The sequence below is a fragment of the Bradyrhizobium sp. SZCCHNS1050 genome (assembly GCF_032484785.1).
Taxonomy (GTDB): domain Bacteria; phylum Pseudomonadota; class Alphaproteobacteria; order Rhizobiales; family Xanthobacteraceae; genus Bradyrhizobium.
Genome location: NZ_JAUETR010000001.1, coordinates 1,110,628 through 1,130,669 on the forward strand (window position 1 = coordinate 1,110,628; position 20,042 = coordinate 1,130,669).

The 20,042-nt window shown below is 66.5% G+C and carries 18 protein-coding genes; 16 read left to right on the forward strand and 2 right to left on the reverse strand.

What is annotated here, in order from left to right:
- Positions 1–12: 12 nt before the first annotated feature.
- Positions 13–501 (reverse strand): MarR family winged helix-turn-helix transcriptional regulator, encoded by a 489-nt coding sequence (locus tag QX094_RS05215; protein WP_316184150.1) that lies wholly within the window; start codon positions 499–501, stop codon positions 13–15.
- Here QX094_RS05215 and QX094_RS05220 point away from each other — a divergent pair.
- The 10 genes from QX094_RS05220 (at position 442) to QX094_RS05265 (ending at position 9,954) form a co-directional block, all read left to right on the forward strand.
- Positions 442–1,506 carry a zinc-binding alcohol dehydrogenase family protein gene (locus QX094_RS05220; RefSeq protein ID WP_316184151.1) on the forward strand — a complete coding sequence of 355 codons (1,065 nt, stop codon included), beginning with the start codon at positions 442–444 and terminating at the stop codon, positions 1,504–1,506. The two genes, QX094_RS05215 and QX094_RS05220, sit on opposite strands and share 60 nt — an antisense overlap.
- Positions 1,507–1,610: 104 nt before the next feature.
- Positions 1,611–1,946, forward strand: coding sequence for a GIY-YIG nuclease family protein (locus QX094_RS05225; protein ID WP_315754454.1), 336 nt, complete (start codon positions 1,611–1,613; stop codon positions 1,944–1,946).
- A gap of 250 nt (positions 1,947–2,196) precedes the next feature.
- Entirely contained in the window at positions 2,197–2,838 is a 642-nt protein-coding gene (pgsA, locus tag QX094_RS05230; protein WP_315754456.1) for a CDP-diacylglycerol--glycerol-3-phosphate 3-phosphatidyltransferase, read from the forward strand.
- Positions 2,835–3,086, forward strand: a complete 252-nt coding sequence (moaD, locus tag QX094_RS05235; protein WP_315754458.1) for a molybdopterin converting factor subunit 1 — start codon at positions 2,835–2,837, stop codon at positions 3,084–3,086. The genes pgsA and moaD overlap by 4 nt, the downstream gene beginning before the upstream one ends.
- 19 nt (positions 3,087–3,105) lie before the next feature.
- Positions 3,106–3,570, forward strand: coding sequence for a molybdenum cofactor biosynthesis protein MoaE (locus QX094_RS05240; RefSeq protein WP_315713609.1), 465 nt, complete (start codon positions 3,106–3,108; stop codon positions 3,568–3,570).
- Complete coding sequence (gene prmB / locus QX094_RS05245) at positions 3,570–4,535, forward strand: 50S ribosomal protein L3 N(5)-glutamine methyltransferase (RefSeq protein WP_315754460.1); 966 nt, start codon at positions 3,570–3,572, stop codon at positions 4,533–4,535. Before QX094_RS05240 ends, prmB begins: the two co-directional genes overlap by 1 nt.
- A 306-nt stretch (positions 4,536–4,841) precedes the next feature.
- Entirely contained in the window at positions 4,842–6,185 is a 1,344-nt protein-coding gene (locus QX094_RS05250; RefSeq protein WP_315754462.1) for an aspartate aminotransferase family protein, read from the forward strand.
- A 455-nt stretch (positions 6,186–6,640) separates the two neighbouring features.
- Positions 6,641–7,201 (forward strand): phage holin family protein, encoded by a 561-nt coding sequence (locus QX094_RS05255; protein ID WP_316187664.1) that lies wholly within the window; start codon positions 6,641–6,643, stop codon positions 7,199–7,201.
- A 344-nt stretch (positions 7,202–7,545) separates the two neighbouring features.
- Positions 7,546–9,084 (forward strand): EAL domain-containing protein, encoded by a 1,539-nt coding sequence (locus QX094_RS05260; RefSeq protein WP_315754467.1) that lies wholly within the window; start codon positions 7,546–7,548, stop codon positions 9,082–9,084.
- A gap of 15 nt (positions 9,085–9,099) precedes the next feature.
- On the forward strand, positions 9,100–9,954 hold the full coding sequence (locus QX094_RS05265) for a TIGR01459 family HAD-type hydrolase (protein ID WP_315713614.1): 855 nt from the start codon (positions 9,100–9,102) through the stop codon (positions 9,952–9,954).
- A 69-nt stretch (positions 9,955–10,023) separates the two neighbouring features.
- On the opposite strand, the gene QX094_RS05270 is transcribed toward QX094_RS05265, so the two are convergent.
- Positions 10,024–10,419, reverse strand: coding sequence for a response regulator (locus tag QX094_RS05270; RefSeq protein ID WP_006613531.1), 396 nt, complete (start codon positions 10,417–10,419; stop codon positions 10,024–10,026).
- 267 nt (positions 10,420–10,686) lie between these two features.
- On the opposite strand from QX094_RS05270, the gene QX094_RS05275 reads away from it, so the two are divergent.
- The 6 genes from QX094_RS05275 to QX094_RS05300 all read left to right on the forward strand — a co-directional run bounded on the left by QX094_RS05275 (position 10,687) and on the right by QX094_RS05300 (position 19,500).
- Entirely contained in the window at positions 10,687–11,667 is a 981-nt protein-coding gene (locus QX094_RS05275; RefSeq protein WP_316187665.1) for a bifunctional riboflavin kinase/FAD synthetase, read from the forward strand.
- Positions 11,668–11,995: 328 nt separating this feature from the next.
- On the forward strand, positions 11,996–15,010 hold the full coding sequence (gene ileS, locus QX094_RS05280; protein ID WP_316187666.1) for an isoleucine--tRNA ligase: 3,015 nt from the start codon (positions 11,996–11,998) through the stop codon (positions 15,008–15,010).
- Positions 15,011–15,202: 192 nt separating this feature from the next.
- Positions 15,203–15,700 carry a signal peptidase II gene (gene lspA / locus QX094_RS05285; RefSeq protein ID WP_316187667.1) on the forward strand — a complete coding sequence of 166 codons (498 nt, stop codon included), beginning with the start codon at positions 15,203–15,205 and terminating at the stop codon, positions 15,698–15,700.
- Positions 15,701–15,902: 202 nt separating this feature from the next.
- Positions 15,903–16,568, forward strand: coding sequence for a hypothetical protein (locus QX094_RS05290; protein WP_315713662.1), 666 nt, complete (start codon positions 15,903–15,905; stop codon positions 16,566–16,568).
- A 167-nt stretch (positions 16,569–16,735) separates the two neighbouring features.
- Positions 16,736–18,121, forward strand: a complete 1,386-nt coding sequence (locus QX094_RS05295; RefSeq protein ID WP_315754473.1) for a pitrilysin family protein — start codon at positions 16,736–16,738, stop codon at positions 18,119–18,121.
- Positions 18,121–19,500, forward strand: a complete 1,380-nt coding sequence (locus tag QX094_RS05300) for a pitrilysin family protein (protein WP_316187668.1) — start codon at positions 18,121–18,123, stop codon at positions 19,498–19,500. Before QX094_RS05295 ends, QX094_RS05300 begins: the two co-directional genes overlap by 1 nt.
- The last annotated feature ends 542 nt before the right edge of the window (positions 19,501–20,042 follow it).

A 20,042-nucleotide genomic window follows, 5' to 3' on the forward strand; every position in this document is an offset into this window, starting at 1 on the left:
GCCGATCGCGGCTCAAGCCGCAGCCGGCGGCTCCTGCTTCACCGCATCGGCGAACTTCCGCATCAGCCGCACCAGCTCATCCACATCGCGGATCTCCCAGCTTTCGAAGATGGCGCGGCCGATCCGCTCGCGCGCAGCGTCGACGAGGTCGGTCATGGCCTTGCCCTTCGGCGTGATCACCGCCTCGCGCACCCGCCGGTCCGCGGCGCTGGCCTGGCGTGCCACCAGCCCGAGGCTCTCGAGCTTGGCGACCTGGCGGCTGACGGTGGTGTAGTCGCGCCCGACCCGATCCGCCATCTCGACCACACCGACCGGGCCAAATCGCTCGATTCCGACCAGCAGCGGAAACAGCGCGCGGTCGAGCGCGATGCCGGCTTCCCTGATCAGCGCCTCGTCGCGCTGCGGCCGGTTCATCACGGCCACAATGTCGAGCAGCGCCCCGTGCAGGACGCGGAGCTGCTCACTTATATGTGTATTTTGCACATTATTCCTTGGCGACATCAGCCCCTCCGGATATATGTGCATTATACACATATAATCCGGAGCTCCACCATGAAAGCCGCTATTGTCCAGAAAGCCGGGCAGCCGCCGGTCTACGCCGATTTCGCCAACCCGATCGCTGCTCCTGACGAGCATCTGATCACCGTGACCGCCGCAGCGATCAGCCAGATCACCAAGGCCCGCGCCTCCGGCACGCACTACAGCTCAACCGGCGCGTTTCCCTTTGTGGCTGGGATCGATGGCGTCGGCCGCTGTGAGGACGGCAGCCGGGTCTACTTCGTGCTTCCCAGGACCCCCCATGGCGGCATGGCCGAAAAGACGGTGGTGCCGAAGGCGCGATGCCTCGCCTTGCCCGATGATCTCGATGACGTCACCGCGGCGGCAATCGCCAATCCTGGCCTGTCGTCCTGGGCGGCGCTGCGCGAGCGCGCACACCTCCGCGCCGGCGACACCGTGCTGATCAATGGCGCCACTGGAACGTCCGGTCGGCTCGCGGTTCAGATCGCCAAGCATCTCGGTGCGGCCAAGGTGATCGCGACCGGGCGCAACGCCGCGACGCTGCAATCCCTGACCGCGCTCGGCGCCGACGCGGTCATTCCCCTGGTCGGCGATGGCGACGCGCTGGAGGAACGTTTCAAGCCCCATTTCGCCGGGGGTGTCGACGTCGTGCTCGACTATCTCTGGGGCGCCAGCGCCGAGCGGCTGCTGATGGCAGCAGCCAAGGCGGGCGCGGAGGCGAGGCCAATCCGATTCGTCCAGATCGGCTCCATCAGCAGCGGCGACATCACCCTGCCGAGCGCGGTGCTGCGCGCATCAGCCATCGAATTGATGGGCAGCGGCATCGGCAGCATTCCGCTCGAGCGTCTGATCGCGCTCACCGATGAGTTGTTGCAGGCGGCCATCCCTGCCCGGCTCGAGATCGCGGCCGATCCGATCCCGCTGAACGCGATCGAACGCAATTGGGCCAGGGATGATGCCACCCGCCGCGTCGTGCTCACCATGTGAAAGCCGGGACAGCAAAAAAACGGCGAGTTGGCAGGCTGTCGGCAAAAACAATTTACCCGGATAAAAATATACGCTAATTACCCGGGTTAAAGTGGAGCCCCACCATGACCCCCGACCAGCGCAAGGCGGCCGTCGCCGCCTATAAGGAACGCAAGACACCTGCCGGCATCTTCGCCGTGACCTGCGCCGCCACCGGCCAGCGCTGGGTCGGCTGCGCGCCGGATCTCGACAAAATCCAGAACCGGCTGTGGTTCACCCTGCGCCAGGGCGGCCACCGCCGCGGCGGGTTGCAGGCGGCTTGGGCCGCCCACGGCGAAGGGTCGTTCAGCCTGGAGGTGATCGAGACCTTCGACGACGAAACGCTGACCTATGTGCGCGACCGCGTGTTCGCGGAACGCCAGGCGCATTGGTGCGCGGTGCATGGCGCGGAGGCGATCTGAGGCTTTCGCTCAAGCCTTCGCGCAGCCGTCACTGCACCGCAACAAGGTCCCAGCCGTGCGTCGCGCCCGCCGATCTGCGCACTGGCGCGACCGCGTCCGGTTGCTTAATGAAGCGTTGCGGGTCGCCGCATGCGCAAGAGTTCCTATCTCCGCAAGACTTCGTTGCGATTCGCGTCATATCTGCGTCATCCTGCCGAAGCGGCTCGGCTCGGAGGTTGACGTCCGAACGGCGGCAGTATTGGTACACCGGATGAATATTGCGACCACACGCGTGCCCAGCAAGACGTCGACGTCCCTGCCGAACATCCTGACCTATACGCGCATCGCCGCGATACCGGTCGTGGTCGGCTGCATCTACGCGCAGTCGGTCTGGATGTATCCTTTGTGGCTCCGCTGGGTCGCCGTCGCAGTGTTCATTGCGGCTGGGATCACCGACTATCTCGACGGTCATTTCGCGCGGATCTGGAACCAGCAATCGGCATTCGGCCGTATGCTCGATCCGATCGCCGACAAGCTTCTGGTCGCCTCCTGCCTGCTGATGCTGGCCGCCGACAGCACCATCCAGAACTGGTCGCTGTGGGCGGCCATCGTGATCCTGTGCCGCGAGATCCTGGTGTCGGGCCTGCGCGAATATCTCGCCGCGCTGCGCGTCTCGGTGCCGGTGACCAAGGTCGCCAAATGGAAGACCACGATGCAACTGGTGGCAATCGGCTTCCTGCTCGCGGGCGAGGCCGGCGATGCGGCGGTCGCCCAGATCTCGACGGCCGTTGGCCCGATCGTGAGCGGGATCGGAATTTGGCTGCTCGGCTTGTCGGCGGTCTTCACCATCTACACCGGCTACGACTATTTCCGCGCCGGCATCCACCACCTCATCGAGGCGGACTCGCGATGAAGGTGAAGTATTTCGCCTGGGTGCGCGAGCGCGTCGGCAAGGCCGAGGAGACGATCGAGCCGCCGGCGGACGTGCGCACGGTCAGCGAGCTGATCGCCTGGCTCACCACGCGCGGCGAGGGCTACGCCTATGCGTTCGAGAGGCCGAAGGTGATCCGCACCGCGATCGACCAGACCCATGTGCAGCCGGATGCGGCCATCGCCGGCGCCCGAGAGATCGCGTTCTTCCCGCCGATGACCGGCGGCTGACGTAACGGAATATCTGTCCATGACCGCGATCGTCACCGTCCGCGTGCAGCAAGAGGATTTCGACACCGCGGCCGAGATCGCAGCCCTCAGCCATGGCCGCACCGACATCGGCGCCGTCGTCAGCTTCTCCGGCCTGTGCCGCGGCAACGACCATGACACGCCGATCAGCGCACTGACGCTCGAGCACTATCCAGGGATGGCGGAAGCCGAGATCATGCGCCATGCCGAGCAGGCGATGGCGCGCTGGCCGCTGCAGGGCATGACCGTGATTCACCGCTTCGGCCGGATACGGCCGGGCGAGAACATCGTGCTGGTGGTGACCGCATCCAGCCACCGTCAGGCGGCGTTCGAGGCGGCTGAGTTCCTGATGGATTATCTCAAGACCAACGCGCCGTTCTGGAAGCGCGAGGAAACCGAGAACGGCGGCAGCTGGGTCGAGGCCAAGAGCCACGACGATGCCGCCGCGGCGCGCTGGAAGTCGTGATGGCGAAGAAGGTCAAGACGGCAGCACCGCGCAAGGCGGCGGCGCCGAAGCTCCCGAAGGTCAATGCGGGCGAGCTGGCGAGCCTGCTCGACTACCTGCGCTACGCGGTGAGCTGCTTCCAGAACGCCGATCTGGTGTTTGCGCACGGCACCACCGATCCGGTGTCGGAGGCCGCCTTCCTGATCGGCGAGGCGCTGCATCTGCGCCCCGATCAGTTCGAGAGCTTCGTCACGGCCCGGGTCACCGCGGCCGAAGGCAAGACGATCCTCGACCTGATCACGGCGCGAATCACCACGAGGAAGCCGGCGGCCTATCTGGTCAACAAGGTCTATATGCGCGGCCTGCCGTTCTACGTCGACGAGCGCGTCATCGTGCCGCGCTCGTTCATCGGCGAGCTGCTGGAGACGCATTTCGGCGGCGCCGAAGCCGACGGCACCTCGCTGATCGACGATCCGCTGGCCGTGGACAGCGTGCTGGACCTCTGCACCGGCTCTGGGTGCCTGGCGATCCTGGCCAGCCGCCACTTCCCCAATGCGGTGATCGACGCCGTCGACATCTCCAAGGATGCGCTCGCCGTTGCGGCGAAGAACGTCGCCGACTACGACCTCGGCGAGCGCATCTCGCTGCACCGCGGTGACCTGTTCGCACCGCTCAGCCAGCGCCGTTACGATCTCATCATCACCAACCCGCCCTATGTCGACGCCGAGGGCATGGCCGGCCTGCCTCGGGAATGCCGCGCCGAGCCGGCGCTGGCCTTCGACGGCGGCACCGATGGGCTCGACATCATCCATCGCATCCTCAGCCAGGCGCGCGACCACCTGACTGCGGAGGGAGGGTTGTTGTGCGAGGTCGGGCGCGACCGTCCGCAGATCGAGGCGGCCTATCCCGACCTGCCGCTGCTCTGGCTCGACACCGAGGACTCCGAGGGCGAGGTGTTCTGGATCACCGCGCGCGATCTCGTCTGAGACGCGGCGGCCCGAGGCACACCGGCGCGGTTGGCGCGAAATGACGCAGCGACTTCCAATATGCGGCACAATCTGCTGCTGCTGTGCAGAATCCGCTCACCAGGGCAGCGGGAACGCTGGACCTTTGACATTTCCGTCCGTCCGCGAAGCTGATAGCTTGGCGGCGGCCCGGATCAGCGGCTGACAACGTCGGCGCACGCATTCAGGCCCATCAAGCACGATCCGTTTCGGCAAGCTTTTCTGGCACCGGTTCGCCACCTTTCCGGATCATGCTGCCGCCGTCGCACAACCGTCCGAGAGGTCCCCATGCTGGACAAGAGCCCCCGCCCCGCCGTCACCGTTCCGAATGATCTTGCCGCGCATTGGATGCCGTTCACCGCGAACCGCGCCTTCAAGAAGAACCCGCGCCTGCTCGCCGGTGCCAAGGACATGCACTACATCACCGTCGATGGCCGCAAGATCATCGACGCCGCCGCCGGCATGTGGTGCTGCAACGCCGGTCACGGCCGCAGCCAGATCGCCGAGGCGATCGGCCAGCAGGCCGCGGCGCTCGACTACGCACCGCCGTTCCAGTTCGGCATTCCCCAGGCGTTCGAGCTGGCCAACCGCATCGCTGATCTCGCGCCCGCCGGCCTCGACCACGTGTTCTTCTGCAACTCCGGCTCGGAGGCAGCCGACACCGCGCTGAAGATGGCGCTCGCCTATCACCAGATCAACGGCCAGGGCAGCCGCACCCGCCTGATCGGCCGCGTCCGCGGCTATCACGGCGTCGGCTTCGGCGGTACCTCGGTCGGCGGCATCGTCAACAACCGCAAGCTGTTCGGCACCTTGCTGACCGGCGTCGACCACATCCCGGCGACCTATGACCGCGAGAAGCAGGCCTTCACCAAGGGCGAGCCGGAGTATGGCGCGCACTTCGCCGACGAGCTCGAGAACCTCGTCAACCTGCACGGCGCCAACACCATCGCCGCCGTAATCGTCGAGCCGATGGCCGGCTCGACCGGCGTGATCCCGGCGCCGAAGGGCTATCTCAAGCGGCTGCGCGAGATCACCCAGAAGCACGGCATCCTGCTGATCTTCGACGAGGTCATCACCGGCTTCGGCCGCCTCGGCTACGCCTTCGCCGCCGAGCGCTACGGCGTGACGCCTGACCTTCTCACCTTCGCCAAGGGCGTCACCAATGGCGCGGCACCGATGGGCGGCGTGCTGGTGCGCGACACCATCCACGACGCCTTCATGAGCGGCCCCGAGCACATGGTGGAGTTCACCCACGGCTACACCTATTCGGCGCATCCGATCGCCTGCGCGGCCGGCCTCGCCACGCTCGACATCTATCGCGACGACAAGCTGTTCGAGCACGCCCGCGCGATCGAGCCGAAATTCGCCGACGCCGTGATGTCGCTCAAGGGCCTGCCCAACGTGCTGGACATCCGCACGGTTGGTCTCACCGCCGGCATCGACCTCGCGCCGCTGCCCGACGCGGCTGGCAAGCGCGGCTACTCCGCGATGGAGACCGCCTTCCACAACAACGACCTGATGCTGCGCATCGCCGGTGACACGCTGGCGCTGACCCCGCCGCTGATCGTCAGCGAGGATCAGGTCGGCGAAATCATCGAGAAGGTCGGCAAGGTCATCAAGGCCGTGGCGTAAGCCGCGCGCGGACATCGTCAGCCAACAACAATGGCGGCCCCGGTGGCCGCCATTTCCTTATCTGGACTGCTTCCCAGCAGCGGTCATTCCGGGGCAATCGTCAACGCGGCCCCGCGTTGGCGATTGAACCCGGAATCTCGTACTTGTTGGGAAGGGACGCGAGACAATATCGGGATTCCGGGTTCAAGGCCTGCGGCCTTGCCCCGGAATAACGTTGGTTGGCATAGCTATTCATACGGTCTCGCTCTGGCTCCGCATCGGTCATGCGCCGCCATCACCTTATGAAGTCCGCTCCTACCCGGCGTGCGGGAGAGCATCCCCGATCGCAAATAGCTTGCCCTGCAAGGATTGCCGCAGAACGGCACGCCTGATTGCCGGGAACCTTCGCAAATCCTCCACGTTCATGTCGCGAGCCGGCGGTTTGCGCGCGGCGAGCGGATTGTCGGAGGACGCGCATGCTTGCACCGCCAGGAGAGCTGCTGCGATTGGGGCTCGAACAGAGGCTCAACCGCGTCAAGCGCGCCACCCAATCCTACATTCGGGATCGCGCCCGGCAGGCCACCGGAACGGTGACGTCCTACGCCGTCGCCGCCGGGCTGTTCGCCACCGCGGGCATCTTCCTGATCGCCGCCTGCATCGTCGGATTGACCGCGCTGTTCCGCTGGGTGGAAATGACCTACGGCCTGTTCACCGCGTTCGCGGTTGTCGGCGGCATCCTGATCGCGCTGGCGGCGATCTGCGCGATCGTCGCGGCAGTGAAGCTCCGCAGCCCTTCGCCGCACTATCCGTCGCTCTCCAGCCGGCTGCGCGTGGCGATCGCAGCGCCCGTGGCCCGGGAACCCGACGCGGACGAGATCGATCCCGACACCATCCCCTTGGCACCGTCACCGACCTCCACGAATCACGCGAGCGGAGTTGCGGGCGCACTCGGACGGATCAACGTACCCATCGGTGTCGCCGTTGCGGCACTGCTGCTCGGCGTGGCCGCCCTGCGCCGGCGTCACCGCAGCACGTGAGCCTGCCCGGACAGCGGCAGGCGCGGTTCGACGGACATCGAAGCATAACCGCTCAGTTGAGCTGATCAGCGTCGGGATCACCACCGCTCCTGGAGCGCCTACATGCGCGATCAGCCGAAGGGCATCGCGAGCATGTCTAAAGATGTCTGGAATCCGCACGGCGCGTACTCCGGCGTTCTACGGACCCGCGACACTACGATGACACTCCGCTTTCCCACGTGAACTTGCGTAAATGACACGCAGACGAGAAATCATCGGCGTCTCCCGGTATTTGAATCCCGCCCACTATCCTCGCGAATCAACAGAAGTGCTAAGGTTGCGTTCGGTTGGGAGCGTCGCCAAGCATGATCCGTATCTCCACGATTTTCGTTGCCATTTGTATGGTTCTGGTCGCGGCCTCGCTCGGCCTGATCCTGTATTCGGTGGCCGGTATCAGTGGCTCGGAATCCGCGATCGTCGCGCTCGCCGCACTGACGTTCCTGATTCTCTACAATGCCGTGTCGATGCGACTGCGCGACCGCACCGACATCGGCAGCCAGATCGCCGATCTGTCGCGCGGCACCGCCGACCTCGCGCGTCAGGTCGCCGAGTTCGGCCGCCGCCTGTCGGCGGTGGAGGGACGCATCGTGTCGTCGAGCTCGGTCAGCGCCGATCGCCTGCAAGGGGTCATCGGCGAGATCAACGAGCTCGGCGGACTGATGAAGCAGCTCGCCGTCACCGTGGCCCAGCACGAGGACCTGATCGCGGCCATCCCGCCGGCAACACCGCCGGGAGCTGGGGCCGGCACGGTTCGCGACGCCGATCGCCCGCTCCCGGCGACCGCTTCCTCCAGCGGCGCGCTCGAGATGAACGCGCTGCCGTCGCGCGGCGTCGAGCAGAAGGTGGCCGAGACCTCCGGCACGTTCAGCGCGGCACCGGCTGCCGCCCCCCTGCCGCCCAAACCGCAGGCCCCGGCGGTCACGGCCGTGCCGCGCAGCCAGCCGCAGATCCTCGCCGCCGTCAAAGGCGCGATCGAGGACAACCGCCTCGACATCTATCTGCAGCCGCTGGTGACGCTGCCACAGCGCAAGGTGCGCTTCTACGAGGCGGTGACCAGGCTTCGCGACGAGCGCGACCAGGTGGTCGCGGCCGAGGACTTCATCGGCATCGCGGAAGCCGCCGGCCTGGTCGGGCGCATCGACCACATGGTTCTGCTTCGCTGCGTCCAGGTGCTGCGCCGCCTGATGGTTCGCAACAAGGACGTCGGCATCTTCTGCAACATCTCCTCGGCGACGCTCAGCAGCCCTGCAAACTTTTCGCAATGCCTCGATTTCCTCGAAGCGAATCGCGCCCTGGCGCCGTCCTTCGTGCTCGAATTCAAGCAGTCGACCTTGCGCAGCCTCGGTCCGACCGGGACCGAGCATCTCGCGGCCCTGGCACAGCGCGGCTACCGCTTCTCGATCGACCATGTCACCGACCTCCGGTTCGAGCCGCGCGAGCTCGCCGATCGCGGAGTCCGCTTCATCAAGGTCCCGGCCGCGCTGCTGCTCGACCCGAAGCAGAGCTCGGCCTCCGACATTCACCCGACCGATCTCTCCGATCTGCTGGGCCGCTTCGGCATCGACCTGATCGCCGAGCGGATCGAAGGTGAGAACAGCGTCGTCGACCTGCTCGACTACGACGTCCGCTTCGGCCAGGGCTTCCTGTTCGCGCCGCCCCGCCCATTGCGACCCGAGGGCGCATCTGCTACCGGCGAGGCCGCCGCCGGCCCATCGGGCGGGCAGGACATCAAGATTCAGGACCCCAATGCCGCCGGCACCACCTCTCTCGACGCGTCACACACCAATGCTCCGACGCGCAGCGGCAATGCCGCCCTCGCCCGCCGTGCCGCCGGGACCCTCTGAGATCAGCCGGCTGCCATGACCGTTCTCCGCTTCGAAGAGCGGCTGCGCGATCTGGTCGGCCGCAAGCAGGTGCTGCTGAGCGACATCTGGGGCGTGGTCCATAACGGGCTCGAGTCCTTTCCCGACGCCTGCGACGCGCTGCACCACTTTCGCCGCCAGGGCGGTACGGTGATCCTGATCACCAACGCACCCCGGCCGGCCGATTCGGTCCAGCGCCAGTTGCGCAAGCTCGGCGTCGCCGACGAGGTCTACAGCGCCATCGTCTCCTCCGGCGACCTGACCCGCCACTACGTGGCCGATCATCCCGGCGGCAAGGTGTTCTGGCTCGGCCCCGAGCGCGACAATTCCATTCATCGCGGTCTCGACCTGGCGCTGTCGCCGCTCGAAGAAGCGTCCTACATCATCTGCACCGGCCTCTACGACGACGAGACCGAGACCGCCGAGGACTACCGGCCGATGCTGCTGCGCGCCCGCGAGCGCAAGCTGCCGCTGATCTGCGCCAATCCGGACATCGTGGTCGAGCGCGGCGACCGGCTGATCTACTGCGCCGGCGCCATCGCCGAGCTCTACCGCGAACTCGGCGGCGAGGTGATCTTCTACGGTAAGCCGCACCGGCCAATCTACGAGCGGGCCATGATGCTGGCCGAGCAGCACGCCGGCCGGCCGGTCGCGCGCGAGGAGGTGCTGGCGATCGGCGATTCCGTCCGAACCGATCTCGCCGGCGCGCACGGCTTCGGCATCGACTGCCTGTTCGTGACCCGCGGCATCCATTCCGAGGAGTTCGCCGGCGTCGAGCAGCTCGACCCGGCCTCTATCAAGGAGCTGTTCGGCCATCCGCCGCGCGCCCTGATGCGCGAATTGAAGTGGTGAACGGATCCTGAAACGCAAAACGCCCGGCCGAGTGCCGGGCGTCTTTCGTTGGAGTGGATCAGGCGGGCGTCAGGCCGTCGCCATGTCCGGGAACACCGCGTCGATCTTGGTCTTCAAGGTCGCGGCATTGAACGGCTTGACGATGTAGTTGTTCACGCCGGCCTTCTTGGCCGCGATCACGTTCTCGGTCTTGGATTCCGCCGTGATCATGATGAACGGCGTGGTCGCCAGGTTCGGATCGGCGCGGACCTCGCGGAGCAGGTCGTAGCCGGTCATCGGCTCCATGTTCCAGTCGGAGATCACGAGGCCGTATTTCTTGGCGCGCATCTTGTTGAGGGCCATCGAGCCGTCGCTGGCATCGTCGATGTCCTCGAAACCGATCTGCTTGAGAAGATTCCTGATGATACGGATCATGGTGCTGTAATCGTCGACGACGAGCACCGGCATCGTCAAATCAACCGCCATCTTGACTCCCCCAGACGCGAACACAACGCGCAGACTGTTACAAAAAAGCTCATGCGGCACGGGTCGTAACCGACCCCGCCATCCGCTTTCAGCAGTAGCATCAGCCGTTAAACAGCGCGTTAACTGCGCTGCGGCTGCATGTCGCTATTGCTGCGCTGCATGAGCGGAGGAACCCCTTCGGCTTGACTTCGCGGGGCCGGCCGCCCACCGTCACGGCAACCACCGTCCGCCGGTAGCCCACCGAAATCCGCGAGATATTTCCGTCACATGCCCGATTTCAAGATCATCCGCGATTCCACCCCGCCGTCGGACATCCTCAAGGGCGCGGTGGTCGCGATGGGCAATTTCGACGGCGTCCATCTCGGTCACCGGGCCGTGATCGAGGCGGCGATCGAGATGGGCAAGGCCAAGGGGCGCCCGGCGCTGGCGCTGACCTTCGAGCCGCATCCGCGGCGCTTCTTCAGCCCCAATACCCCGCAGTTCCGCCTGACCGACGAGACCGCCAAGCTGCGACTCCTGGCCGGAACCGGCCTTGCCGGCGCCGTGGTCATGGCCTTCGACAAGGGCCGCGCCCAGACCTCGGCGCAGGATTTCATTCACCATGACCTGATCGGGCGGCTCGGGATCGCCGGAATCGCGGTCGGCTACGACTTTCATTTCGGCAAGGGCCGCGTCGGCTCGCCCAGCCTGCTCGCCAACGGGGCCCCCAAGCTCGGCATCGAGGTCGACATCCAGGCCCATGTCGACATCGACGAGCGGCCGGTGTCCTCCACAGCGATCCGCGAAGCGCTGGCGGAGGGCCAGGTCAGCGAGGCGACCGCGATGCTCGGCGGCCCCTGGTTCGTGAGCTCCGAGGTCATCCACGGCGAGAAGCGCGGCCGCGATCTCGGCTACCCCACCGCCAACATGCGGCTCGATCGCGATTGCGGGCTGCGCCACGGCATCTATGCCGTCCGGGTCGGCCGCGGCCGCGGCGCTGAGCGGGTGCTGATCGACGGCGTCGCCAATTTCGGCCGCCGGCCGACCTTCGACAACGGCGCGCCGCTGCTCGAGACCTTCCTGTTCGACTTCAAGGACAGCCTCTATGGCGAGGTCCTGGACGTCGCCTTCATCGGCTTCATCCGCGAGGAGGCCAAATTCAGCTCGATCGAGGCCCTGATCCGGCAGATGGACGACGACAGCGCCAGGGCCCGCGCTTTGCTGGCGGCCCATCCCGGCCTTTTCCCCCGGCTCGGCGAGATCGGCTGATCCTCCTGCTCCATCGGTGACGTCATTCCGGGGCAGCCCGCCAGGGCTGAACCCGGAATCTCGAGATTCCGGGTTCGATGCCAGCGCATCGCCCCGGAATGACGCTGAACGACGATCCCGCAGCGCTGCTGCCGCAGGATCGCTTTGCGATTCCGCAGTCCGGCTGCTATGAGGAGGCCCCATGTTGATACGGCGCATCATCGGCATTAGCGGCCCGGCTTCCGCCTGAGCTTTGAGCTCGGCGCAAGACCGGGATGTCTCTGCTCGTTCCGCCGCCCGCGATCGAAATCGCGTCTCAGCGCCTCATCTCTCAGCCAGCCAGATCACGATGTCCGAAAAGCCGCAAAAGCCCGACGCCCAAAAATCCGACGCCAAGGACTATTCCAAGACCCTCTATCTGCCGCAGACGGAATTCCCGATGCGCGCCGGCCTGCCGCAGCGCGAGCCGGAGATCCTGAAATATTGGAGCGACATCGACCTCTACGGCAAGCTGCGCGACACCGCCAAGAACAGGCCGAAATTCGTCCTGCACGACGGCCCGCCCTATGCCAACGGCAACATCCACATCGGGCACGCGCTGAACAAGATCCTCAAGGACGTCGTGACCAAGAGCCAGCAGATGCTCGGCCACGATTCCAACTACGTGCCCGGCTGGGATTGCCACGGCCTGCCGATCGAATGGAAGATCGAGGAGGAGAACTACCGCAAGAAGGGCAAGACCAAGCCCGACTTCCGCGACTCCGCCGCCATGGTCGCGTTCCGCAAGGAATGCCGCGCCTATGCCGACCACTGGCTCAACGTGCAGCGCGAGGAGTTCAAGCGGCTCGGCGTGATCGGCGACTGGGATCATCCTTACGCCACCATGACCTATCCGGCCGAGGCGCAGATCGCCCGCGAGCTGATGAAGTTCGCCGCCAACGGCACGCTGTATCGCGGCTCCAAGCCGGTGATGTGGAGCGTGGTCGAGAAGACCGCGCTCGCCGAGGCCGAGGTCGAGTACGAGGACTATCAGTCCGACACGGTGTGGGTGAAGTTTCCGGTGACGTCGCCGGCGCATGGCGCGCTCGCGGGCGCCTCGGTGGTGATCTGGACCACCACGCCCTGGACCCTGCCCGGCAACCGCGCCATCTCGTTCTCGCCGAAGATCGCCTACGGCCTCTATGAGGTCACGGACGCGCCGGCAGACAATTGGGCCAAGACCGGTGACAAGCTGATCATGGCCGACGCGCTGGCCGACAGCGTGTTCAAGCAGGCGCGCGTCACGAGCTACAACAAGCTGCGCGACATCCCCGGCGACACGCTCGACGCCGTCGAATGCGCGCACCCGTTGAAGGGCCTCGCCGGCGGCTATAATTTCGTCGTCCCGCTGCTGCCCGGCGACCACGTCACCGACGACACCGGCACCGGCTTCGTGCACACCGCGCCCGGCCACGGCCGCGAGGACTTCGACGTCTGGATGGCGCATGCGCGCGAGCTCGACGGCCGGGGCATCGCAACCACCATCCCCTACACCGTCGACGAGAACGGCGCGCTGACCGACCACGCGCCGGGCTTCACAGGAAAACGCGTCATCAACGACAAGGGCGAGAAGGGCGACGCCAACGAGGCCGTCATCAAGGCGCTGACGGATGCCGGCATGCTGCTCGCGCGCGGCCGGCTCAAGCACCAGTACCCGCATTCCTGGCGCTCCAAGAAGCCGGTGATCTTTCGCAACACGCCGCAATGGTTCATCGCGATGGACAAGGACATCGCGGACCAAGGTCAGGCGAAGTCCGGGGATACGCTGCGTGCCCGCGCGCTGCGCGCGATCTCGGTCACGCAATGGGTGCCGGCCGCCGGCCAGAACCGCATCACCGGCATGATCGCCAACCGTCCGGATTGGGTGATCTCGCGCCAGCGCGCCTGGGGCGTGCCGATCGCCGTGTTCGTGCGCGAGACCGGCGACGGCTCCGCGGAGATCCTGCAGGACGAGACCGTCAACGCCCGCATCACTGAGGCCTTCGCCAAGGAAGGCGCCGACGCCTGGTACGCCGACGGCGCACGCGAGCGCTTCCTCGGGTCCCGCGCCAATGAAGACTGGAACAAGGTCGACGACATCTGCGACGTCTGGTTCGATTCCGGCTCGACCCACGCCTTCGTGCTCGAAGACCCCGTGCACTTCCCCGGCCTCGCTGGCATCAGGCGCAAGGTCGACGGCGGCCGGGACACGGTGATGTATCTCGAAGGCAGTGACCAGCACCGCGGCTGGTTCCACTCGTCGCTCCTGGAGAGCTGCGGCACCCGCGGCCGCGCGCCTTACGACGTGGTGCTGACGCACGGCTTCACGCTCGACGAGAACGGCCGCAAGATGTCGAAGTCGCTCGGCAACACCGTCGAGCCGCAGAAGGTGATCAAGGAGTCCGGCGCCGACATCCTGCGCCTCTGGGTCTGCGCCACCGACTATGCCGACGACCAGCGCATCGGCCCGGAGATCCTCAAGAACACCATCGAGACCTACCGCAAGCTGCGCAACAGCATCCGCTGGATGCTCGGCACCCTGCATCACTACAAGCGCAGCGACGCCGTGGCGTTTGCCGACATGCCGGAGCTGGAGCGCTTGATGCTGCATCAGCTCTCGCAGCAGGCCGAGGTCATCAGCCGCGCCTACGCCGCGTTCGACTACAAGACCGTGATCGCAAGCCTGGCGGCGTTCATGAACACGGAGCTGTCGGCGTTCTATTTCGACATCCGCAAGGACACGCTGTATTGCGACCCGCCGTCGTCGGTGGCGCGCAAGGCGGCGCTGACCGCGATCGACCTGATCTGCGATGCCGTCCTGAAATGGCTGGCGCCGGTGCTGTCCTTCACCACCGACGAGGCCTGGCGGATGTACAGGCCCGACGCAGAGCCGTCGGTGCATCTGACGCTGTTCCCGGAGGCGATGGACCAATACCGCGACGATGCGCTCGCCGCGAAGTGGGAGACGATCCGCAACGTCAGGCGCGTCGTCACCGGCGCGTTGGAGCTCGCCCGCGCCGCCAAGACCATCGGCTCCTCGCTCGAAGCCTCGCCGGTCATCTACGTCGCCGACCGCGCGCTGCTCGGCACCTTGTTCGACACCGATCTCGCCGAGGTCTGCATCACCTCGAACTACGAGGTCCGCGAAGGTGACGCCCCGGCCGATGCGTTCCGGCTCGATGCGGTGCCGGGCGTGGCGGTCGTCGTCGAGAAGGCCGTGGGCAAGAAGTGCGCCCGCTCCTGGAAGATCCTGGAGAGCGTCGGCGACGACCCTGAGTACCCGGACGTTTCCCCGCGCGACGCGCAAGCGCTGCGCGAGTGGAAGGCGCTCGGGGTCGGTATGTGACGCGTGATCGCGCGACACCCACAACTGTCGTCCCGGCGAACGCCGGGACCCATAACCACCGGCGTTCATGTTGACGAAGGACGATGACCCAGGCTTTCTCCGCCAACACACATCACGCGGTATGGGTCCCGGCGTTCGCCGGGACGACAGCGGTATTTGCCGCGAGTTGCTTGGCATGATCGCGCTCACCCCATGACCCCCCGCCTCCGCCTCGGCCTCATCGCCGGCTTCGCCACCCTGGTCATCGACCAGGCCTCCAAGCTGTGGCTGCTGTACGTGTTCGACCTGCCCAACCGCGGCACCGTCAAGATCACCCCGTTCTTCGACCTCTACCTCGCCTGGAACATCGGCATCAGCTTCGGCTGGCTGCAGAGCGAGAGCACGCTGGCGCAATATGGACTGATGGCGGTGAAGGCCGTCGCGGTGATCGCCCTCGCCATCTGGATGGCGCGTGCGGAAAGCAAGCTGGCGACGGCGGCACTCGGCCTGATCATCGGCGGCGCCATCGGCAACGGCATCGACCGGCTGGCCTATGGCGCGGTGGTCGATTTCGCGTTGTTCCACATCCAGATCGGCGGCACGGTTTACAACTGGTACATCTTCAACATGGCCGACGTGGCGATCGTTGCCGGGGTGGCGGGCCTGCTATATGACTCCTTCTTCGGGGCCCCCGCCGCAAAAGCGCCCTGATCCGGGTCGATACCGGCCGGTGCCGATCCTGGGTCAAGAGCCTGATGATCTTCACGTTTTCGAGATCGGCGCGATGCCTGGACGGCCCCCCGTCGAATCGAGGATCGCAATCGGTGGGTCGCGGCCGGTTCGTCGGAGCACGAGCACTGGACAAGCGAGGACAGGGAAAGCCATGCGCAAGACCGAAGTCAGCGGCCGGATCATGACCCACGCGGCCATTCGCGTCCTGCGGCTGTCCGCCGTTGCGCTCGGCATTGGCCTCGTCATGGCCGCCGGCGCCGCCCGTGCCCAGGACGACGAGGAAGACGACAAGACCTTCGAAGAGAAGATCATCGACAATCTGATGCGCGGTCTCGGCGGCACCAACATGGAGACGCCCTCCATCGAATACCGCGAGCGGTCGCCCCTGGTGGTGCCGCCCAAGCTCGATCTGCCGCCCCCCGCCGCCGCGGCGCAGGCGACCGCGCCAAACTGGCCGAAGGACCCCGACGAGCAGCAACGCCGGGCCGCGGCCGCCGCGCGCAAGAAGGAAAACAGGGATCCGGTCAATGCGGCCCGTCCGCTGACCCCGGCCGAGATGAAGATGGGGCGGACGGCCGCCGCCAAGCCGACTGAGCCGATTCAGCCCGGCGTGGCCAACAACCCGATGATGAGCCCGTCGCAGCTCGGCTTCAAAGGCGGCCTGTTCGGCATGTTCAAGGGCAGCGACAGCGAAACCAAGCCGTTCACCAGCGAGCCGCAGCGCGAGAGCCTGACCCAGCCGCCGCCGGGCTATCAGACGCCGTCGCCGAGCTATGCCTATGGCACCGGCAAGCAGGAGCCGATCGGCGGCAAGCAGCTGGACATCATGACCGGCAAGGAACGGTGACGGCAGCAGCCGTTCGCCCGGAGATGCCGGCTTCGCTGGCGTTAGCGAAATTTAGTGTCTCGCGGCGACAGGATGTCGCCGTTTTGTGACGCCGGGCCCCGTCCGGCGCGATGTAGCATGCTGCGCTCAAACCCGATCGCCCCGCCCCGCGGGCCTTCAGAAGGATCATGATGTCCTCGCACCGGTTCATTCCCGTCGCCGCCGCGCTCGTCTCCCTCATCGCGTTCACGGCGGGCGCTTCGGCGCAAACGACGTTTGCCTCCGAGCCCCCCGCCAGCTTCACCCTCCCCAACGGCCTGCAGGTCGTCGTGATCCAGGATCACCGCACGCCGGTGGTGACGCAGATGATCTGGTACAAGGTCGGCTCCGCCGACGAGACGCCGGGCAAGTCGGGCCTGGCGCACTTCCTCGAACATCTGATGTTCAAGGGCACCGAGAAGCATCCCGCCGGCGAGTTCTCCAAGACGGTGCTGAAGATCGGCGGCAATGAGAACGCCTTCACCTCGGTCGACTACACCGGCTATTTCCAGCGCGTGCCGCGCGATCAATTGCCGAAGATGATGGAGTTCGAGGCCGACCGCATGACCGGCCTCGTGCTGAAGGACGAGAACGTGCTGCCCGAGCGCGACGTGGTGCTCGAAGAGTACAACATGCGCGTCGCCAACTCGCCGGAAGCCCGTCTCAACGAGCAGATCATGGCGGCGCTGTACGTCAACCACCCCTATGGCCGCCCGGTGATCGGCTGGCGGCCGGAGATCGAGAAGCTCGGCCGTGAGGATGCGCTGGCGTTCTATCGCCGCTTCTACGCGCCCAACAATGCCATCCTGGTGATCGCCGGCGACACCGACGCCAAGGAAGTGCGCCCGCTCGTGGAGCAGACCTTCGCCAAGATTCCCGCGCAACCCGACATCCCCGCGCGCCGGTTGCGGCCGCAGGAGCCCGAGCCGGTGGCGCCGCGCACGGTCACGCTGGCCGACCCGCATGTCGAGCAGCCCTCGATGCGCCGCTTCTATCTGGTGCCCTCGGCCACCACCGCGGCCCCCGGGCAGTCGGCCGCGCTGGATGTGTTGGCGCAACTGATGGGTAGCGGCAGCAACTCCTATCTCTACCGTGCGCTCGTCGTCGACAAGCCGCTCGCGGTCAATGCCAGCGCGTCCTATCAGGGCACGTCGCTCGATCCGAGCCAGTTCTCGATCGCGGTCGCGCCGCGTCCGGGCGTCGATTTCGCCCAGGTCGAGGCTGTCGTCGACAGCGTCATCGCCGAGATCGCGCAGAACCCGGTGCGCGCGGAGGATCTCGAGCGCGTCAAGACGCAGCTCATCGCCGAGGCGATCTACGCCAATGACAACCAGGCCACCATGGCACGCTGGTATGGCGGCGGCCTCACCACCGGATTGAGCATCGAGGACATCCGGAGCTGGCCCGACCGCATCCGTGCCGTCACCGCCGAGCAGGTGCGCGCCGCCGCGCAGACCTGGCTGCAGAAGAAGCGCTCGGTCACCGGCTATCTGATCAAGGACAATGCGGCCAAGCGCGAGGAGAAGCGGTCGTGATGAACACAATGACCTTCGCCCGCCGCTTCGCCTGCGTTCTCGCCGTCGGCGCCGCCGCGCTCACGATCGTTCCCGCCGCCCACGCGGCGACCAAGATCCAGCACCTGGTGTCGCCCGGCGGCATCGAAGCCTGGTTCGTACAGGACGCCACCGTGCCGCTGATCGCGATGGAATATGCGTTCCAGGGCGGCGCCTCGCAGGACCCCGCCGGCAAGCCCGGCGTCGGCAATCTCGTGGCCGACCTGCTCGACGAAGGCTCCGGCGATCTCGACTCCAAGACCTTCCACGAGCGGCTCGACCGCCGCGCCATCGAGCTGAGCTTCCAGATCTCGCGCGATCAATTCCGCGGCTCGCTGCGCATGCTGCGCGACAACAAGGACGAGGCGTTCGAGCTGCTGCGCACCGCGCTGACCTCGCCGCATTTCGACAGCGCCGACGTCGAGCGCATCCGCTCGCAGGTGATCTCCGGCCTGCGCCGCGAGACCACCAATCCGAGCTCGCTGGCGGGCCGCAAGTTCCTCGAGCTTGCCTTCCCCAACCACCCCTACGGCCGTCCGGCCAACGGCACGCTGGACAGCGTGCCGACGATCACCGTCGACGATCTCAAGGCCTATGTCGGCCGCGTGCTCGCCAAGGACACGCTGAAGGTCGCGGTTGTCGGCGACGTCGACCCGGCCACGCTCGGCAAGCTCCTCGATCAGACCTTCGGCAGCCTGCCGGCCAAGGCCACCTTGACGCCGGTGCCCGACGTCGTCGCCACCATGCCGCCGCAGCGCGCGCTCGTGCCGCTCGACGTGCCGCAGACCGTGATCACCTTCGGCGGTCCCGGCATCCGCCGCCACGACCCGAACTTCATGGCGGCCTATGTGGTCAACCACATCCTCGGCGGCGGCGGCCTGTCGTCGCGGCTCTACAAGGAGGTGCGCGAGAAGCGCGGCCTCGCCTACTCCGTCTACGACGCGCTGCTGTGGATGGATCATTCGGCGCTGTTCATCGGCAACACCGCCACCCGCTTCGACCGCGCCGGCGAGACCATCGCGGCCGTCGAGCAGGAGATCCGCCGCATGGCCGAGGAAGGCCCGACCCAGCAGGAGCTCGACGAGGCCAAGTCCTACATCAACGGCTCGCAGATGCTGGCGCTCGACACCTCCTCCAAGCTGGCGCAGGCGATGCTGCAATATCAGCTCGACAAGATGCCGATCGACTACATCGAGAAGCGCAGCGAGATCGTCAACGCCGTCACCCTGGACGACGCGAAGAAGGCGGCGAAGCAGCTCTGGAGCCAGGGCCTGCTCACGGCCGTCGTCGGCCGCACCCCGCAGGCCGCCGCCGAACCGTCCCAGGCGCCGGCCACGGCCCCGGTGACCAAGACGAACTGAGCGGGGCGCGGAGCTTCTCTCCTACGAGCACGTTGTTAGTTGCTCGGCATGCCCGGGCTTGTCCCGGGCATCTACGTCGTTCCGAGGACGCTGGGCCACGTGGATAGCCGGGCCTTCGCTGCGCCCAAGCGGCTTCGGCCGCGCAGGCGGGACAAGCCCGGCCATGACGAACGATCGTGGCCAACCACCGCTGGCGCCACAAAAACAGTGTCGTCCCGGCCTTGAGCCGGGACCCATACCCCCAGGGCGATGTTTGAGGCAGCTTGGTCATTGGCATCTGCCGCCCCACCTCGGCTGCGGCGAATGGGTCCCGAGTCGGCGCCGTCAGCCAGGCTTCGCGTCGCTGACGGCTTGCCCGGGACGACAGCGGAGGACCGCGCGTCGACTTCCGATAAAAATAATCAGCTTGCTATTTTTCGGAATTCATGATTTGATCCGCCCATCCCGCCTCACTGCGGAGGGGCGTTGCGCGCGATCGTCACGACACGCGAGGCGGGGAGCGGTGGCCGCGAGAGATCGCAGCGTCTTCTCACGAGGACGCG

What these genes read in the sequence shown, in the direction of transcription:
- QX094_RS05215 (WP_316184150.1), bottom strand. Translation starts at nt 501, where the DNA reads ATGTCGCCAAGGAATAATGTGCAAAATACACATATAAGTGAGCAGCTC.
- QX094_RS05225 (WP_315754454.1), top strand. Translation starts at nt 1,611, where the DNA reads ATGACCCCCGACCAGCGCAAGGCGGCCGTCGCCGCCTATAAGGAACGC.
- pgsA (WP_315754456.1), top strand. Translation starts at nt 2,197, where the DNA reads ATGAATATTGCGACCACACGCGTGCCCAGCAAGACGTCGACGTCCCTG.
- moaD (WP_315754458.1), top strand. Translation starts at nt 2,835, where the DNA reads ATGAAGGTGAAGTATTTCGCCTGGGTGCGCGAGCGCGTCGGCAAGGCC.
- QX094_RS05240 (WP_315713609.1), top strand. Translation starts at nt 3,106, where the DNA reads ATGACCGCGATCGTCACCGTCCGCGTGCAGCAAGAGGATTTCGACACC.
- prmB (WP_315754460.1), top strand. Translation starts at nt 3,570, where the DNA reads ATGGCGAAGAAGGTCAAGACGGCAGCACCGCGCAAGGCGGCGGCGCCG.
- QX094_RS05250 (WP_315754462.1), top strand. Translation starts at nt 4,842, where the DNA reads ATGCTGGACAAGAGCCCCCGCCCCGCCGTCACCGTTCCGAATGATCTT.
- QX094_RS05255 (WP_316187664.1), top strand. Translation starts at nt 6,641, where the DNA reads ATGCTTGCACCGCCAGGAGAGCTGCTGCGATTGGGGCTCGAACAGAGG.
- QX094_RS05260 (WP_315754467.1), top strand. Translation starts at nt 7,546, where the DNA reads ATGATCCGTATCTCCACGATTTTCGTTGCCATTTGTATGGTTCTGGTC.
- QX094_RS05265 (WP_315713614.1), top strand. Translation starts at nt 9,100, where the DNA reads ATGACCGTTCTCCGCTTCGAAGAGCGGCTGCGCGATCTGGTCGGCCGC.
- QX094_RS05270 (WP_006613531.1), bottom strand. Translation starts at nt 10,419, where the DNA reads ATGGCGGTTGATTTGACGATGCCGGTGCTCGTCGTCGACGATTACAGC.
- QX094_RS05275 (WP_316187665.1), top strand. Translation starts at nt 10,687, where the DNA reads ATGCCCGATTTCAAGATCATCCGCGATTCCACCCCGCCGTCGGACATC.
- ileS (WP_316187666.1), top strand. Translation starts at nt 11,996, where the DNA reads ATGTCCGAAAAGCCGCAAAAGCCCGACGCCCAAAAATCCGACGCCAAG.
- lspA (WP_316187667.1), top strand. Translation starts at nt 15,203, where the DNA reads ATGACCCCCCGCCTCCGCCTCGGCCTCATCGCCGGCTTCGCCACCCTG.
- QX094_RS05290 (WP_315713662.1), top strand. Translation starts at nt 15,903, where the DNA reads ATGACCCACGCGGCCATTCGCGTCCTGCGGCTGTCCGCCGTTGCGCTC.
- QX094_RS05295 (WP_315754473.1), top strand. Translation starts at nt 16,736, where the DNA reads ATGATGTCCTCGCACCGGTTCATTCCCGTCGCCGCCGCGCTCGTCTCC.
- QX094_RS05300 (WP_316187668.1), top strand. Translation starts at nt 18,121, where the DNA reads ATGAACACAATGACCTTCGCCCGCCGCTTCGCCTGCGTTCTCGCCGTC.